Raw genomic sequence first — 17,413 nt, 5'->3', positions numbered from 1 at the left:
TTCTTCCTCTCTAAGTAGACTCCCCATGTCTGTGAAACAAAGAAAACCTGAACTACTGAACAATCACAACGTACCGGAAATCCGGAAATCAGTCATGTTATTCAGCAATTCAGGTTTTGCCCTTAACGGTTGCAACCCTGTAAGGCTGTACACATTGGTATTCGATTAAGATATTTGGCAAGCACTGGGATCAACCCTGGGGCCTTACAGCCGGAATTGCCTGATTGAACAGTTACAATCCGATTGACCATGTATGCGCTTACTTCTTGGGATCATCATAGTACATCTGAACTACATTTGCAAGCACTTTTTTTATTCAATAAGTTAACCCGCATGTTTACTCAGAAGTGGCATTGACAACTCTCTCGATATGAATGGTTAAATACATCATCTCTTCGTCAGTCAGTTGATAGGTGTAGTTATTTTCAATGAATTTTTTGATTTTTTCAGAGCACTTATGTGCGTCGGGATACTTTTTCTGAATCATCTGAAACAATTCCTCGTCATTGTTGCTTTTGTAGTGCTTGCCCTTTACCAGCCGCTGGGCGAAAAACTTCAGGTGAGTCACAAAACGAGTGTAGTTCAGCGCATTTTCATCAAAGTCCATTTTAAAGTGATATTTGATAATGGTCAGAATCTCCTGCATCACCTGTGTCATGTTGCGAATGTTAGGCATCTCTTCGTTCAGTGCAGCATTCACAAAATGCAGCGCCATGAAGCCAGCCTCATCCTCAGGCAAAAGCACTCCAAATTGATCACAGATCATATTTAACGCCTCAAGTCCTACTTCATACTCGTCCTTGTACAGCTGCTTGGTCTCCCATAACAAGCCATTGCGAATCGGAAGGTTGTTGCGGTAGCGCTCAATAGCAAAATGAATATGATCTGTCAGATGCAGATAGATGCTGTCATTTAACTTTTTGCCCAGTTTTCGTTTGGCATAGTCTATGATCTCTTCAGACACTTTCATGTACTCAAGCGGTATACTCGCGATTAATGCCTTAAAGTTTTCCTGAATATCTTCATTCTGTAAAGTAAACACCTTGTCAACATGCTGGTCAGAGATCATATCGCCCGCCCGTTTCTGGAAAGCGATCCCCCGCCCAATAACAATAACTTCCTGTTCATCTTTGATGGCTACTACCGCATTATTGTTTAACACCTTCTCGATCTTCACTTCATCACTCCAATATACAGAAAAAGGCAAACCATACCTGCGCCTTGAGGTTTCTGGACATGCCCTAATCTCTTCAATGTGAACTATATGTGCGTTCATGGTATTACATTTTACTGCTGAATGCAACACCAAAACAATTGCTGTCTTGGGTGAAATGGACAATCTGCCATCCAGATAAAAAAAGTGCTTCCAAGGCAAGGGATGGATATTTATAGTTTTATCCAAAACAGATTGTAATCATTGAAAAATAGGTTATGTTTTTTTGTTTTTATTCTCCCGCTCGAGTTCGAGCTCAATTTGTCGATTGATAACATCCATTCTTTCCGACGGAATCCGATCTGAATTTTTATAAACCTGATCCATCTCATACTCCTCCAGCTCTTCCTTGTTCATTAATTTCAGATGGTTTTTGATTGCCTGAATATCCTCACGAATATATGACGTTTGGCGATAGTGATCAATGACCACTGCAAAGATGATGCCCCCAACGATCATTGGACCATAAGGGAACAAAAAACATAACACAACGCCAACCAAAAAAAGCATAAAAAAGTACATGGTTCTCCTCCTCTTTGATGATCAGGTGAGTTGTAATAAACTACAAACTGAAATGCTCCTGAATCAATCTTGCTGTTTGATCTGGATTTATATTTGTATTATTTATCCGAAGATAACGCTCATGTGTAATCTCACCCGGTTTGGAATTTAATCGGTAATACATCATGGAATCCAACAAGTCCTGCTCAGACCATGGCAGGTCACTTTTGGCAACAGCCTGAAACATTTCCTCCCTTAATAATCCGACCAGACGTTTCCCTTCCGGGGTACCAGTTTCAACATGTTTCCCCCTCGCCAGATATCTTTATGCGCTCGTCAGTACCGCGTGTTCATCCATAAATTCTATGAAATGGACATTAATTCATCATACCTGTTATGCCGCAAATAAAAAAGAGATTTCAAGTTTTCCACAAGAGGAGCTTAAAATCTCTTTATACTTATTCACCTGTTTTTCAAGCCCAATTAGACCTAATTAGCGGCCGATGAGTACCCATCCCCACTTTAATCGGCGCAAACCTACGGCACATAACCAGGAGAGCATCAGTGCAGCGATGTAAGATAATACAATACCCAAACTGAAATGACGGGCAAGATCATCCGTAAGCTCACGTCTCCAGAACAGCAGGATTAAAGGATGAATTAAAAAAATGCCAAAGGCTACAGTTCCCACAGAATCCATTAAACGAGCCGCCTTATGTTGCTTCCGCCGTTTTCTTGAGCCCACTCGTTCGCTTACAATTAACAAAAGCAAACAAGCAGATAGTGTAAACGCATTGCGAATGATGAACAGGATTGTGAAGGTTAACGTCGGCCATTCCATCAAAGCTGTTTTGATGGTGTCGGTGGCATACATCGATAGCAATCCTGCCCCTAAAAGCACACCCAATAATAGATAACGGAAACGATTCATTTGTTTCATCATGGAATCAAAGTTCAGTCCAATCCAGGCTCCAAAGCCAATAACAATCAAATAACTCGGCAGCAGGCTGCCTGTTCGTTCAAAATGAAATTGTAGATGCAATGCGTAGAACAGCGCTTGCCCTGCAATAAAATACAGCGGCATATATCGCTTAAACCATGGTTTTTTCGTCAAGGCAAGTAACCAGGGAAACACGATATAAAACTGAAGGATAATTAGAAAAAAGTACAAATGCGTATGAGCTGTGCCCAGTATCAACTGCTTCACAAGCTGCATACTGTCTTCGATCGGCTCCTTGCCTGCCAGCCACTTTTTAATGACAAAATAAATGAAGGACCACGCAACATAAGGAATGAATATGTAGAACATGCGCTTTTTGTAAAAAGAACGCACCCAGCCCTTTTCATTCAGCTTCGCATTGTAGTTGTAAAACAACACCAGGGAAGATAAAAATAAAAAAGCTGGCACTGCAAATTGCAAAAACGTATTCCAGAAGTAAAACAGATCATGATCAAACGTATTCTTTGGATAATGCGCAACAGCTGTTGATGTTGCATGAATTGCCACAACTGCCATAATCGCAATTGCACGGTAGAGATCCAGATACTCTATGCGCCGGGGCCGATCAACCGGTTGACTCATACATATAACCTCACTTGTGACTGATAGTAGAAAGATAGTTTCCGGCTGCAATCCAGATTCCAAATCTTATTTTAATCAGCTGGCGAGGAGATTACAATCTTAATTTCTCGTATTTTCAGTAAACAAGGTTGAACTGTGTTCATGACCTTCTTATTCAATGATGCTATAGATGAATCGATAGTTTCCAGAGCCTACAGTCAGGTCCACATGCGTGCCCGAACTCTCTAAAACTTGAATCTCGGGAGAATCGTCAAGCAGCCTGCCATTTTCCATAATTGTTTGACGATCAGCATTAGGTAGACGCACTTCAGCTCTTGTATTGGCTGGAACCTGAACACAGAGCTCCAGTACCCCATTCGCCTGCCGATGCCAGCTGGACTTTACATTGCCATACATGCTCTCATAGCTTGCTTCTGCCCATTCCAGTCCCGGGCCTGGATGCGGCTTGATATGCACCCTCTTAAACCCAGGCTGCTTCTCGTCAGGCCGAATACCTGCTACGTAACGGTATAACCACTCACCTATAGCACCATAAGCATAGTGGTTAAACGAGTTCATATCAGCACTCCACAAGCTTCCGTCCTCCCTCATGCCATCCCAGTGTTCCCACACAGTCGTTGCTCCCTGGGTTACCTGGTAAAGCCAGGACGGATAATCCTCCTGCAATAATAATTCATAAGCAAGATCATTCCTTCCCATATCGCTTAGTACTGGATTCAGATAAGGAGTGCCTACAAATCCAGTCGTAAGATGGTTTTGTGTTTCTTTTAACAGTTCAGTCAATTGAGCAGCTGCACGAGTACAGGCTGATGTTTCCAGCAGATCAAACTGCAGGGCAAGCACATGTGCTGTTTGAGTAGGAACTGCAATTCTGCCTGCAGGAGTGACATATTCGTCTCGAAACGCCTTCACAATATTCCGATGCAACTCATCATAATACTCTGCATCCTGCAACTTGCCGAGTGCAGCCGCAGCTTTGCGAGTCAACGAGACTGAGTATGCGTAAAATGCTGTTGCCACATAATGGATGTCGGTCGTGCCAACGTAGCTGCCTGATTTAGAATCCAGTGCAAGCCAGTCCCCGAAATGAAAGCCTGTATTCCAGAGGAAAGCATTCTCACCCTGCTCATAAATATACGCAACCCATCTCTGCATACTTTCATATTGCTCCTTGAGCAGTCGCACGTCACCATACATTTCGTATATAACCCATGGACAGATCACGGCCGCATCCCCCCATGCAGCTGAGGAATGACTTGTATCTCCCCAGCCTTCAGAGGTAGAGCTTCGCAGGTCTGGCACAAAAAACGGTATCCCCCCATCTTCTCCTTGCTCCGCTCGCAAATCCCGAAGCCACTTCGTAAAAAAGGGGGCCGTATTCATCAGATATGCGGAGGTTCTAATAAACATTTGTGCATCCCCCGTCCACCCTAGCCGCTCATCCCGCTGCGGACAATCCGTTGGTACGTCAAGAAAGTTCCCTTTCTGTCCCCATACAATATTATGATGGAGCTGATTGACCAGCGAGCTGGAGCAAGCGAAGTGGCCTGTACGATCCATGCTGGAATGCAGTACAACTCCTGAAAACTGATCCAAAGCAACCTTTTCCGGAAAACCAATTAATTTTACATAGCGGAAGCCCTGAAATGTAAAGTGGGGTTCATATGTCTCCACCCCCTGACCATGAAGGGTATATCGGATCCTTTGCTTTGCAGCACGAAGATTGTCAACATAAAAATTCCCTTCGTGATCCAGAATTTCGGCATGGTGCAGCTCAACCGTCTGCCCTGCATTGCCCTCAATGCTGAATCTCATCCAGCCTACCATGTTCTGTCCCATGTCCAATACCCGATCTCCTTGCGGTGTTGTCAGCAAAGCTGCAGGTTGGAGCCGCTCCATCTGCGTAACAGGGACATTTTCCTGCGCAACGATTATGTTCTTGGGATAGGAAAGAACCTCAACTGGTGACCATTCGTATCGGGACTGATCACCCCAGTCACTCTCCATACGCGCATCATAGGTTTCCCCCATATAAATATCCGACATGCGTATGGCACTGGGTGCAGCAGACCACTCTTCATTCGAACCGATCACTTCTTCAGACCCGTCCGCATATCGAATATGAAGCTCCAGCAATAGTGCAGATGTGGAACCAAAAATTTCTCGTTCTTTATTCCAGCCAAGATATCCCCGATACCAGCCATCCCCAAGGTAAGCTCCGAGCACATTGTCTCCAGACTGAAGCTGGTGGGTTACATCATAAGTTTGATATTGCAAGCGCTTACTATACGTAGTCCAGCCTGGCGTAAAATAAGCCTCACCTACCCGAGCATGATTCAGATGTAGCTCATACAGCCCAAGTGCCGTAGCGTAAATTCTTGCAGCGAGAACAGGTTTCACAATCTGAAAGCAATTTCGCATACGTGGACAGGAAGTGTCAGGTTCACCAGCTATCCTGGCTGTAATCCACTCCCCGGTCCATTGCGTGCTGTGCTCCATGCGGCCCATCTCAAAAAAAGCGGTATCCGACCACCCGGATGATTCTTCGACCGTATCCCGAACCCGGACCCGGTAGTAATACCTTGTTCGGGCAGCAGGTTGAAAACCTCCCAGCTCGACATGAACGGACTGATCTGATTTCAACTCTTGTGTATCCCATACAATATCTGCAAAATCGGGTGCATGAGACAGCTGAACCTGATAAGACAACTGCATACAGTTCCTTCGATCCGATTCCAGTTTCCAGCTCAGTCGGGGTGACCGGACATCCAACCCTATCGGATTCATTCGATATTCACAGCGAAGGTCATTAACCTTTAACATATTGTGCTCATCCTCTCCATTATGGCTTCCGTTGGCAGGTTACGATATAATTATATTAATTCTATTGATTGAAATGTCCGGTAAAACGGACTGTTTCATCCGCCAATACAGCCATCTGTTCGAAGGAGAGACTGTACATGAAAATGTCTGTGGAACTATTGAAAAGCGAATACTTTCTGAATCTTCCGTTGCAGTTATTCGTCAATCGCTGCTCTGAGAATTTTGTGATGCCTTTTCATACCCATGATTTCATTGAATACAGTTACGTTGCGGAAGGTAGAGGTTTTCACCATATCGGTGATGATATTGTGCCTGTCCACAAGGGCATGTTATTTGTCATTCCTGTTGGAGTCCCTCATGTCTTTCGCCCTATAAGCACGGATGCAGCAAAAACCCCCTTGATTATCTACAACTGTTTGTTTAATTCAGAATTAATACATTCGCTGAAACACATTCTCCGGGATGATTACCTCATTCAGCATCTGGTGGATTTGGAGCAAAACCGGCAGCATTATATTTCCGTTACAGACCATTCCGGCCGCTTGGAAGAAATAATGATACAGTTGTACCGTGAATTTTCCGTTCCCGGGCCAGGTTCTCTTGCCATGTTAGACGCGCTGGTTAGCCAATTAATCATCATGACTTACAGACAGAATCAACAGGAGAACGATCAGAACTCCGCTAACAATCCCCCCGCCCCTCATGACATGGAAACCATCCTTCTTTATCTCAGGCAGCACCTCAGTGAACGCATTCATATGAAAAACTTGGTGCAGCTATCCCGGTGGAGTGAAAAGAAGATCGGAAGAATGTTTGTCCGCTATACCGGACAGACATTTGGATCATATTTTCAACATCTACGCATTCAAAAAAGCTGTGAACTGTTAAAGCAAACCGACTATACAGTAAGTATGATCGCTGAAATGGTTGGCTATCATGACATGGATTCCTTTTATGCTGCCTTCAAAAAAATAACAGGTGAGACTCCGCTAGCTTATCGCAAAAAATCCAGAGTATAACTTTCTACTCTGGATACGCTAGTACGAATAAATGTTATAAATGAAGACCTTGGGGCTGCAATAGCTCATCAATGTACAGTTTCGCATCTTTCCAGAAAGACATTTGGGGAAACCCGTAATGCTCAAGCTGCTGCTTGTTCCATGGATGCGGGATGCAGATTACTTTCCGCCCACTCTCAAAAGCCGGAATCAAATTATGCGGTCCGTCATCAATCAAAAGGTCGAAGGCCAGCAAATTTTTGCGTTTGCATGTTATAAACTGCTCCAGCGTAATAAACGGCATATGTTTCTGCAGCCAGTTCCACTTTTCCATGACCGTTTTGGGTTCTGCGGCCGTCACAATAATCAGGTCATACGCCTCGTTGATCTTGCTCAATTCTTCCACCACGTACTCGTCATAAAGCTCGAGTTCCTCAAACAGACCAGGCCGACCGTAGAACACCTCATGTGTACTTTCCGGGTGACGCAAATGTGTAGTATCCCAGTGCACCATATCTTCGTACTGAAGCGGATGGCTCGGGTAAATGATATTGTTATGGTATATCGCCCGTTTGACCAGATGACAGATCGTGTCATCCATATCCACGGCAATCATAGGTTTTGTCATCGTTATTCCTCCCTGATACGAACACAGTATACCACTTCGTCTGCTATATCGTCATTTATTTTTCATGTACATAAATACAAAAAAAAGCTCTGCTCCGCGGCAAAATACCACGAAGCAAAGCTGATTCGTCCCATATCAATCCAGATTCTCGCCGTTTGAAGCAATTACTTTCTGATACCAGCCGGGTTGAATGCACTGATCAGATCGATGACTCCCCAGATCGTATAATTGGTTCCTAAATATCTGTTTAAAGAGCTTAACTTATAGAAGTATGCAACATTTTCCTTTTCATCCACGTTAATAGTGTATCCAGGCATGAATATCTAATACCATCACACTTATGTATACAGGAGGAATTACCTTGAAAAAATTTGTTTCTATAACCGCAGCGATCACTTCTATGACACTATTGTTATCCACAGCTCCCGTCACATACGCTCAATCCAATGAATCATCGGCTGTTCAGGATGAGCAAAGCACTGTGAAACTGGATAAAAAAGCGACAAAGCTGTTAACGGATGCGATCACAACACTGGCTGGTAAACAAACGATACAATTTACATCTGTAGATACTTCATTTGATGAATGGCACATTAATGGCATATTGACCGGCACAGCCGAGGCTGAATTCTCTCAAAATTATGATCCCAAAAAGGGACAAGTTACTTCCACTATGATTAGTTATAAAGCCGATGATCTCAACAAAGTCATGGATGAAGCTTTACGTACCAAAATAACCGCTTTTCTGAACACCTTCGATAAAGACAAAAAATTCGAAGTTGAGGCCTTATGGCGTGTAAATCAATTAGTGAACGAAGGCGGACTCAAAAATTACTGGGTCATCTGGGGGCCTAACCAAAGTCTGTACGTCGATGTGGATCACAACAACCAAATGTCAGCAAGTATTCAATATAAAATAAAGGATGCACGAGCTGCCCTAACCAATAAAGCCCGGAACTCGCTCAAAACACTTGGCATATCCACCGTGAAACCATTCGATTATGCGCTGCTTACCAAAGCAAACAAGGATACACTTTGGAAATATCAGGATGACAGCAATTTGAACTACGTGCATATCGGAAGTAACACCGGCAAGGTGTGGAAGGTGGAAAACGAACTGGGCAAGGACTGGAATAATGATGCTGATTTCAAAAAGTCTTTTGCTAAACCTAAGCTGAGTAAAAGTAAAGCACTCTCCGTCGCAACCCCTAAAGTTAAAGCGATCTTTGGCCTGAATTTGAAGGGATACAACGTTCGTATCCAGGATAACCAATATACCTTCACGAAAAAAGGGGCCACTACAATCGTAGGTAAAATAAATAAAAAAGGAAGCTTCTACTCGTTTGAAGCCATTTCGGCAAACGGTGAACGGAATTAATCAAAAACAGCCCCTTCTTTCGAAGAGGCTGTTTTTTCACTGCCCAAGGGTCACATTGATCTGTACAATCTCGGAACGACTGCTTGTACGGATTGGAGGTCCCCAGAAACCAAAGCCTGAGGTAACGATGGAATGCATAGAGCCCTTCTGCAGATAACCCCAGTCATTTTCATAGATGGCCTGTGTAATCCACTGGGCTGGTGCAATCTGGCCCCGATGAGTGTGACCGGATACAACCAGGTCCACCTTGTTCTGCTCGGCGATATCCAGATCATAAGGCTGATGATCCATCATGATGACAGGCCGGTTCAGATCCGTATTTTTCATGAGTTCTGCGACCTCTGCCCGATCCTGTTCCGTTCGATCCTTGCGTCCAATCAGCGTAATTTGGTTATCCAGAACGATCTTATCATCATACAGCACCTTCATATTACTTTTCTCCAATGCTGCAATCAGCTCCTCGACCGGTCCGTCGAATTTGTCATGATTCCCGAGCGAAGCATATACGCCATAAGGTGCATGGATATCACGAATGATGTCCGCAATTCCACTTTTCTCATACATCGCCAGATTGTCATCTATCAGATCACCTGGATATAAGACGAGGTCTGGCTTGAGTGCGTTGATCTCCTCCACCATACGTTTCGCATGGGAAGGGCCTGACAGCAGACCGAAATGCATATCGGCCGCCATCACAATGTTCAGCTTGTCGATCCCCTCTACCTTTTTATCAATCTGAATGTTGTATTGTCTGACGACCGGGCTGTACGCATTATAAATACCATACCCCATCGTTGTAACAAGCAGCACCAGCGTAACAACTCCCGCCCATTTGTGCGCGTGATGTCTTGGAATACGCGTCAACCGCAGCAGCCACAACGTTAGATGTACAATCGGCAGAATAAGCAACAACAGCGAGAAGATTGCCAGCCAGTAAGAACCGATAATGCCAAGAAACGAAATACTGCCAAACAGCCGCGCCAGAATAAAGGAAACCGCCAGGAACACAAGCCCTGTAATATACAACCAGCGGAATCTTGCCGCCACGACAGGTTTCATCCAGCTCCAGCCGCTCCAGCCTATGTAGAATACTAATAATCCATATACGAGCAAAAACAAAATACCTACGAGTATAAACATGCCTGGCCTGACCCCCACGTTCAAAAAGTAATATACTGCTATTTTAACGGATACAGTTCCGTCTGAACTAGTATAACGTAAATAGAGGGCTCCAGCAGCTTTTGCAGACTACAGATAGGTACATTTTATTACAATTTGATGATGTTTGATTTTGAAACAATAAAACACCTCTTCCGCCTCCGATGAGTAAGCATACTCAAAGCGAAGTGTGGAAGAGGTGTATTTATTTAGTAACTATATTACTCGTTCGTATCCATCCATTGGAAGTGGAATGAACCTTCTTTGTCCACACGTTGGAATGTGTGCGCGCCGAAGTAGTCACGTTGTGCTTGCAGCAGGTTTGCTGGCAAACGCTCTGTGCGGTAGCTGTCGTAGTAGGACAATGCGCTGGAGAAGCCTGGCACCGGAATACCTTGTTTCACCGCAGCTGCCACAACTTCACGCCATGCATCCTGATAGGATTCTACGATGTTTTGGAAGTATGGATCAAGCAGCAGGTTTTTGAGCGCTGCGTCTTTGTCGTATGCTTCCTTGATGTTTTGCAGGAACTGCGAACGGATAATGCAGCCGCCGCGGAAGATCATCGCGATATTGCCATATTTCAGATCCCAGCCATACTCGTCGGATGCGGCACGCATCTGTGCGAAGCCTTGGGCGTAGGATACGATTTTACTTGCGAACAGCGCTTTGCGCACGCTCTCGATGAATGCTTTTTTGTCACCCGAGAATGCTTCGGCTTTAGGTCCGTTCAGAATTTTACTTGCCGCGATACGCTCGTCTTTCATGGCTGACAAGAAACGGGAGAATACGGATTCCGTAATCATGGACAGCGGTACGCCGAGATCCAGCGCGCTTTGGCTTGTCCATTTGCCTGTTCCTTTTTGTCCAGCCGCATCCAGAATGACATCCACCATCGGTTTGCCCGTTTCCGGATCGTATTTGGAGAAGATGTCAGCCGTAATCTCGATCAGATAGCTGTCCAGTTCACCTTTGTTCCACTCTGTGAAGATTTCATGCAGTTCCTTTACAGAGACATTCAGTACAGATTTGAGCAAGTGGTACGCCTCACCAATCAACTGCATATCACCATACTCAATACCGTTATGAACCATTTTCACATAGTGTCCCGCACCGTCTGGTCCGATATACGTGCTGCATGCATCGTCGCCCACTTTAGCTGAAATTGCTGTCAGAATCGGCTCTACGAGTTCATAAGCACTTTCCTGACCACCAGGCATGATCGCAGGGCCTTTCAGAGCACCCTCCTCGCCACCGGATACCCCTGCGCCGATGAAGCGGAAGCCTTTTGCTTCCAGCTCTTTGCTGCGACGCTGCGTGTCAGGGAAATAAGCATTACCGCCATCAATGATGATGTCGCCTTGATCCAGATGTGGAAGCAGCTGCTCAATGGTAGCGTCCGTTGCTTTACCTGCTTGCACCATGATCAAAATTTTGCGCGGGGACTCCAGAGAAGCTACGAACTCTTCAATCGAAAACGTGCCAATCAGGTTTTTACCCTCTGCTTCCTTCAGCAGATCATGCGTTTTCTCAGGGGAACGGTTGAATACCGCTACTGAGAAGCCTTTGCTTTCAATGTTAAAAGCAAGGTTTTTCCCCATTACTGCAAGTCCAATAACACCAATCTGTTGTTTACTCATTATGTCCTCCCAATACTCCATGAATGATAGATATGTTTAGTTAAAGCTTGTTCACGCTCAACGCGCAGCTTATTGTACTGTTTTTTTCCAGTCTGCTGCAAATTTCTCCATACCTTGATCTGTCAGCGGATGTTTGGAGATTTGTTCGATGACTGCAAATGGAACTGTAGCAATATGTGCTCCAGCCATCGCTACGCGTGTAACGTGATCCGGATGTCTCACGGATGCAGCAATGATCTGAGCATCCAGGTTATGTGTGCGGAACAGTTCAGCCACTTTGGATACCAGCTGCACGCCATCTTCGGAGATGTCGTCCAGACGGCCCAGGAACGGAGATACGTATGTTGCACCTGCACGAGCTGCAAGCAGCGCCTGGTTCACCGTGAAGATCAATGTCACGTTTGTTTTAACACCCTTTTTAGTCAAGTAGCGGCAAGCTTCCAGACCTGCAAGTGTCATTGGCAGTTTGATCGTAATATTTTTGTCATTGTTGTTGATTTTGATCAATTCATTGGCTTGTGCGATCATTTCTTCGGCTGTCAGTGCGTCAGGCGTTACTTCAGCAGAAACGGATTCAACTTCAGGTACAAGCTTCAAAATTTCTTCGATGCGATCTTCGAATTTCACCCCTTCTTTGGCTACCAGAGAAGGGTTAGTCGTTACACCGGACAATACACCGATTTTATATGCTTTTTGAATGTCTTCCACGTTAGCTGTATCGATAAAAAATTTCATGATTGAATTACCTCCGATTATTTTGGTTTTTTAGTTTTTTGAATTAGATGTTGCCGTTAACTGCCATTGGTACGTCGCTGTCTTCCTCGGAAATCAGTTCAGATGGCTCATCAAACCACCAGTGGTGACCATCTGCCTCCAGCATGGCATCCGATTCCGCAGGACCATAACTTCCGGCAGCATACAAGTGAAGCGGAAGAAGATTTTCATTAAATGCATCCAGAATTGGCTGTACCCAAGCCCAGGATAACTCAACTTCATCCCAATGTGCAAAAAATGTTGGATCACCATGCAGCGCATCGCGAATCAGGTTCTCATAAGCCTCGGCCAGATCTCCCTGATCTGGAGCAAGATCGATGTGAACCGGCTTGAATTCACCTTTATTTTCAGGATCACTTGCGTTCAATTGAAGAGTCATGCTTTGATCCGGGCTCATCTCGATCACAAGCAGGTTCGGCTTCGAACCGTTATTCTTGATCAGGTGGCCCTGGCCAGAAGGTTCCTTGAACTCAATCACGATTCGTGTTGACTTCTCCTTCATTCTTTTACCCGTACGGATGTAAAACGGAACACCTCTCCAGAAGAAATCATCAATTTGCAGCTTGGCCGCAATAAATGTGTCATTCATCGTGTTCTCCGCTACCCCGGGCTCATCGGTGTATGCATGTACCGGTTTGCCTTGGATGCTGCCTGCAGCATACTGTCCGCGAATGATACTTGCACCCACCGTCTGCTTTTGCAATGGCTGAATGGATTCCATGATATGTTTTTTCTTCTGTCCCACATTTTCGGAAGTGCTGTTATATGGGAGCTGAATAGCCATCATCATCAGCAATTGCAGCATGTGGTTCTGGAACATGTCGCGAACAGCACCGACATGATCATAATAGGATGCACGTTCTTCAACGCCTACAGTCTCATTGGCAGTAATTTGCACGTTGGAGATGTAACGGTTGTTCCAGAGCGCCTTCATAATCGGGTTGCTCTGATGCAGCGTCTCCAGCTTCTGTACCATCGGTTTGCCCAGGTAGTGGTCAATCCGGTAAATCTCTTCCTCCGTAAAGGATTCGCTCAGCTTGCGATTGAGGTCACGAGCAGACTGCAGGTCATGACCGAAAGGTTTCTCAATAACAAGACGTTTCCAACCCTGCGTTGAACCCAGCCCGCTTGATTGAATATTTTCAGCAATCGGTTCGAAAAACTCTGGTCCAACAGAGAGATAAAACAAACGGTTGGATGGAATGCCCAGCTCGGCCTCTCTTTGTTCAACCAATTGCAGTAACTTTATATAATCTTCCTTATGGCTGATATTCAATACACTGTATCGGAAAGCTTTCACAAATGATTTGACCGAATCATGATCTCCCTGACGTCTGGAGAATTCATGTAAAGATTTTTCCACTTGAGCCTGGAAAAATTCATCCGACCACTCTCTGCGGCCCATGCCGATCAGGGAGAAGGTTTCTGGAAGCTTACGCTCAAGATATAGATTATATAAGGCAGGATATATTTTTCTTTTGGCTAAATCACCAGTAGCTCCAAATAAAACAATCGTAGTTGGTTCCATCTCTTACCGTGCTCCTTCCAAGTAACTCTGGTTTCTTTGCTGTAGTTACACTATAATACGTTTTATAGCTATACAAGTAATTAATATATTTCACAGGAGCTATAGACGATATCTATGACAACAAATTATGAGCTATATAAAGTCTTCTATTGGGCTGCCAAAACAGGCAGTCTGACTCAGGCCGCCAAAGCTTTGTACATTACACAACCAAGCGTCAGTCATGCGATTAAACAGCTGGAGGACAGCTTTGGACTCACCCTCTTTTATCGAAATTCCAAAGGTGTTGCATTAACTCAGGAGGGCGCAAGTCTGTATTCCTATATCGAACAGTCCCAAATTCTGATCTCGCTCGCAGAAGAGAAGATGGCTGCACTCAAAAACCTGGACAACGGGGAACTGCGGATCGGCGGCAGCGACTCACTGTTCAAGCATTACATGTTATCGTACATCGAGGAATTCCATATTCAGTACCCTAACATCAAGCTGCATTTAAGTCATGGCACGACACCCGAAGTCATTACGTTTCTGAAGGAAGGTAAAATTGATCTTGGCGTTGTACGAATGCCAATCGTTGATCCTCAACTCGAAGTTCGCGAGAGCATTCAGCTCAAGGATTGCTTTGTTGCAGGCGAGCGTTATGCCCAATTGAAGGGAAAAGTACTAACCCTTGAACAGTTGCTTGAGCATGAGCTCATCCTGTTTTCCAGAAACAGTCGGGTTCGAATGGCTATTACCGAGCTTTTCAACAGCTACAACTACACATTGAAACCTGAGATCGAAGTCGGCAGTGTTGATCTGTTAATAGAGTTCGCCCGCCGCGGATTGGGTATCTCCTATGTCACACGTGAGTTCATCTCCAAAGAGCTGGAGGATGGCTCCCTGTTTGAGATTCAGCTGGACGTGCCACTCCCGCCTTCCCACGTCGGAATCATGACCAAACGCAACATGCCGATCTCCTCGGCTGCCAATCGGTTTATGGATTTGATTTTCAAGGCACAGACTTGACTTGATAGCCTACTGGCATTCATCTATTAATAAACATAAACAGCCACAAGATTCCAGACTTAACCGGAACTTTGTGGCTGTTTGCTATGTTTGGCTATGAGGTTTTACGGAAGAGCGCAAAAGCGCTCCTACCATACGTATATGATCAGGATAGGTGATGCCTTAATGGCTTACAAGATACGATGCGTCCAGAATCAGAGCTACTTTACCATTCCCCAGAATGGTAGCACCAGATAGATGGTTCATTGCGCCAAGATATGTGCCGAGTGTCTTGATAACCACTTCCTGATTCCCGATGATTTCATCTACCGCATAAGCTGCAACTTTGTCAACCGAGCGTACAATGACGATAGGAATCGTTTTGGAGCGACGCTCCGAATTGGCATAATTCAATTTCTCACTCAAGCGGTAAAAGGGTACAATACGCCCATGATTAAGAATGGATTGCTGACCCTGAATCATCTGAATATCGGCTGGCATAATTCGTACAATCTCGGCTACGTTGTACATCGGCAGGATCATGACACGGCCTGAAACCTTCACCAGCAGCCCTTTGATAATAGCAAGGGTTAGCGGCAGCCGAATTGTAAAGGTCGTGCCTACGCCCACCTGCGTATCAATATCGATGATGCCGTTAAGCCTTCCGATCTGGCTTCGCACAATATCCATACCGACACCCCGGCCGGATACATCGCTGACTGTCGAAGCTGTGGAAAACCCGGGCTCAAAGATCAGATGAACGGCTTCGTCTGTATTCAATCGCGCAGCCTGCTCTTCATTGATGATGCCTTTAGACAATGCAGATGCTTTGATCTTCTCGCCATCAATACCCTTACCGTCATCCGAATAACGGATGACAACATGATTTTCCTCATGAAATGAAGTTAATGTAATACGACCTTTGGACGGTTTCCCGTTTGCCGCACGTACCTGCTCACTTTCGATGCCGTGATCGGCACTGTTACGAATGAGATGGATTAACGGGTCGCTTAACTCCTCAATAATCATGCGATCCAGCTCGGTCTCTCCTCCGTGAATAACAAGCTCCAGCTCTTTGCCCAGCTTCTGTGACAAGTCGCGTACCAGCCTTGGAAATCGGTTAAACAGTTGATCGATGGGCAGCATACGTGTTTTCATGACCCCATCCTGCAATTCCTTGATTACTTGCCCCATATGATCGGATACCCCGCCAATATTCTGTAGCAGCGTTGAGGTATCCTTTCGGGCACCAGATCTGCTCAGATCAGCCAAGGATGTCTGATCAATCAGCAATTCACCCACCAGATTCATCAGATGATCAAGCCGCTCGACATTTACTCTGACTGTAGGCTGCATCGTCTTTGCCTTATCTTCAATTGAAGGGGAGACGGATTCCGAGATACTTACACTTACCTCGTTTTCCGATTTTGACTCCTCCAGTGTGGCTGCCGTTTCACTGCTATGCAGCAGGTATGGCTTCACATCGATGGTCTGAATATCCGAATCACTGGAAAGCACTTCTTTAATTCTGTTATCACTTAATGAGGAAGCAATGACCATTATAAACTGTCTATAGAGTTCATCTTGTTCACCTGTATTCTGATTATCAAGACTTGTGTCTTCTGTAGAGCACGAGAGCACAGTGCCGCCACCTTCCTCCAAACGCTTACGGAGAATATGGTATCTTGGCTCTTTCATCATACAATCCTCTCGAAGCAGTATATGCACAGCGTACAATTGCTTACCATTCAGCACCGCTTCTTGTGCAGCATTTGCAGTGATCTGCTTCAACACAGCGGTTTGCAGCTTCACATCCAGCTTTGGTTTGCGAATCAAGGCATGTATCTCATGCACAACAGCTCGAACATCGGTATAGGGTTCCCCTCGCACATACTGATCACGCAGCATCTTCATCGCATCCACCGAACGAAAAAGGGTATCAATCAGTTCCGCTGTCATTTCCGGCTTCTCGGAGCGAACCCATTCCAGTGCAAATTCCACCTCATGAGTGAGATCACTTAATTCACGAAAATCCATGGTGGATGCCGAGCCCTTGATCGTGTGAGCTGATCGGAATAACGTCTGGATCAGTTCAGCAGAAGGTGATTGCTCCAGCGCAAGTAAAGATTGATCCATTCGTTCCAATTGATCATTCAGTTCTTCGATAAAAATGTCACGGTAGGCAGACAAGTCCATCATCATATGA

Annotated in this window: 14 protein-coding genes; 3 read left to right on the top strand and 11 right to left on the bottom strand. The window is 45.1% G+C overall.

All coding sequences use genetic code 11. From position 1 onward, the window contains the following. Positions 1 to 337: 337 nt before the first annotated feature. The 5 genes from licT to HNR77_RS20525 all read right to left on the bottom strand — a co-directional run bounded on the left by licT (position 338) and on the right by HNR77_RS20525 (position 6,119). On the bottom strand, positions 338 to 1,177 hold the full coding sequence (gene licT, locus HNR77_RS20545; protein ID WP_184188648.1) for a BglG family transcription antiterminator LicT: 840 nt from the start codon (positions 1,175 to 1,177) through the stop codon (positions 338 to 340). Positions 1,178 to 1,429: 252 nt separating this feature from the next. Then, the gene (locus tag HNR77_RS20540) at positions 1,430 to 1,735 is read right to left on the bottom strand and encodes a hypothetical protein (protein WP_184188432.1); all 306 of its coding nucleotides are present in this window, start codon (positions 1,733 to 1,735) and stop codon (positions 1,430 to 1,432) included. A 40-nt stretch (positions 1,736 to 1,775) separates the two neighbouring features. Continuing rightward, the gene (locus HNR77_RS20535) at positions 1,776 to 1,961 is read right to left on the bottom strand and encodes a hypothetical protein (RefSeq protein ID WP_260410730.1); all 186 of its coding nucleotides are present in this window, start codon (positions 1,959 to 1,961) and stop codon (positions 1,776 to 1,778) included. 246 nt (positions 1,962 to 2,207) lie between these two features. Further along, positions 2,208 to 3,296, bottom strand: a complete 1,089-nt coding sequence (locus HNR77_RS20530; protein WP_184188430.1) for an acyltransferase — start codon at positions 3,294 to 3,296, stop codon at positions 2,208 to 2,210. Between the two features lie 150 nt (positions 3,297 to 3,446). Further along, positions 3,447 to 6,119, bottom strand: coding sequence for a family 78 glycoside hydrolase catalytic domain (locus HNR77_RS20525; protein ID WP_184188428.1), 2,673 nt, complete (start codon positions 6,117 to 6,119; stop codon positions 3,447 to 3,449). Positions 6,120 to 6,256: 137 nt separating this feature from the next. Between HNR77_RS20525 and HNR77_RS20520 the strand changes: the two genes are divergently transcribed. Further along, positions 6,257 to 7,138, top strand: a complete 882-nt coding sequence (locus HNR77_RS20520) for a helix-turn-helix domain-containing protein (RefSeq protein ID WP_184188426.1) — start codon at positions 6,257 to 6,259, stop codon at positions 7,136 to 7,138. Between the two features lie 34 nt (positions 7,139 to 7,172). Here HNR77_RS20520 and HNR77_RS20515 read toward each other — a convergent pair whose 3' ends face one another. Beyond that, a complete protein-coding gene (locus HNR77_RS20515; protein ID WP_184188424.1) occupies positions 7,173 to 7,745 on the bottom strand; it encodes a 5' nucleotidase, NT5C type in 573 nt (190 codons plus the stop codon). A 361-nt stretch (positions 7,746 to 8,106) separates the two neighbouring features. Here HNR77_RS20515 and HNR77_RS20510 point away from each other — a divergent pair, with 361 nt between their 5' ends. Then, entirely contained in the window at positions 8,107 to 9,123 is a 1,017-nt protein-coding gene (locus HNR77_RS20510; RefSeq protein ID WP_184188422.1) for a hypothetical protein, read from the top strand. A 36-nt stretch (positions 9,124 to 9,159) separates the two neighbouring features. Here HNR77_RS20510 and HNR77_RS20505 read toward each other — a convergent pair whose 3' ends face one another. From HNR77_RS20505 to zwf, 4 genes are all read right to left on the bottom strand, one after another. Further along, complete coding sequence (locus tag HNR77_RS20505; RefSeq protein ID WP_184188420.1) at positions 9,160 to 10,263, bottom strand: metallophosphoesterase; 1,104 nt, start codon at positions 10,261 to 10,263, stop codon at positions 9,160 to 9,162. Positions 10,264 to 10,502: 239 nt separating this feature from the next. Further along, positions 10,503 to 11,921 carry an NADP-dependent phosphogluconate dehydrogenase gene (gene gndA, locus HNR77_RS20500; protein WP_184188418.1) on the bottom strand — a complete coding sequence of 473 codons (1,419 nt, stop codon included), beginning with the start codon at positions 11,919 to 11,921 and terminating at the stop codon, positions 10,503 to 10,505. A 69-nt stretch (positions 11,922 to 11,990) separates the two neighbouring features. Continuing rightward, entirely contained in the window at positions 11,991 to 12,656 is a 666-nt protein-coding gene (fsa, locus tag HNR77_RS20495; protein ID WP_184188416.1) for a fructose-6-phosphate aldolase, read from the bottom strand. Between the two features lie 43 nt (positions 12,657 to 12,699). Further along, positions 12,700 to 14,223 (bottom strand): glucose-6-phosphate dehydrogenase, encoded by a 1,524-nt coding sequence (zwf, locus tag HNR77_RS20490; RefSeq protein ID WP_184188413.1) that lies wholly within the window; start codon positions 14,221 to 14,223, stop codon positions 12,700 to 12,702. Between the two features lie 114 nt (positions 14,224 to 14,337). Here zwf and HNR77_RS20485 point away from each other — a divergent pair, with 114 nt between their 5' ends. After that, positions 14,338 to 15,228, top strand: a complete 891-nt coding sequence (locus HNR77_RS20485; protein ID WP_111273383.1) for a LysR family transcriptional regulator — start codon at positions 14,338 to 14,340, stop codon at positions 15,226 to 15,228. Between the two features lie 162 nt (positions 15,229 to 15,390). Here the strand turns inward: HNR77_RS20485 and HNR77_RS20480 are convergent, their stop codons facing one another. Further along, positions 15,391 to 17,409, bottom strand: a complete 2,019-nt coding sequence (locus HNR77_RS20480; protein ID WP_260410728.1) for a chemotaxis protein CheA — start codon at positions 17,407 to 17,409, stop codon at positions 15,391 to 15,393. Positions 17,410 to 17,413: the final 4 nt, after the last annotated feature.

This window comes from Paenibacillus sp. JGP012, assembly GCF_014203995.1.
GTDB lineage: Bacteria > Bacillota > Bacilli > Paenibacillales > Paenibacillaceae > Paenibacillus > Paenibacillus silvae.
This window is presented reverse-complemented; position numbering and strand designations above follow the sequence as displayed.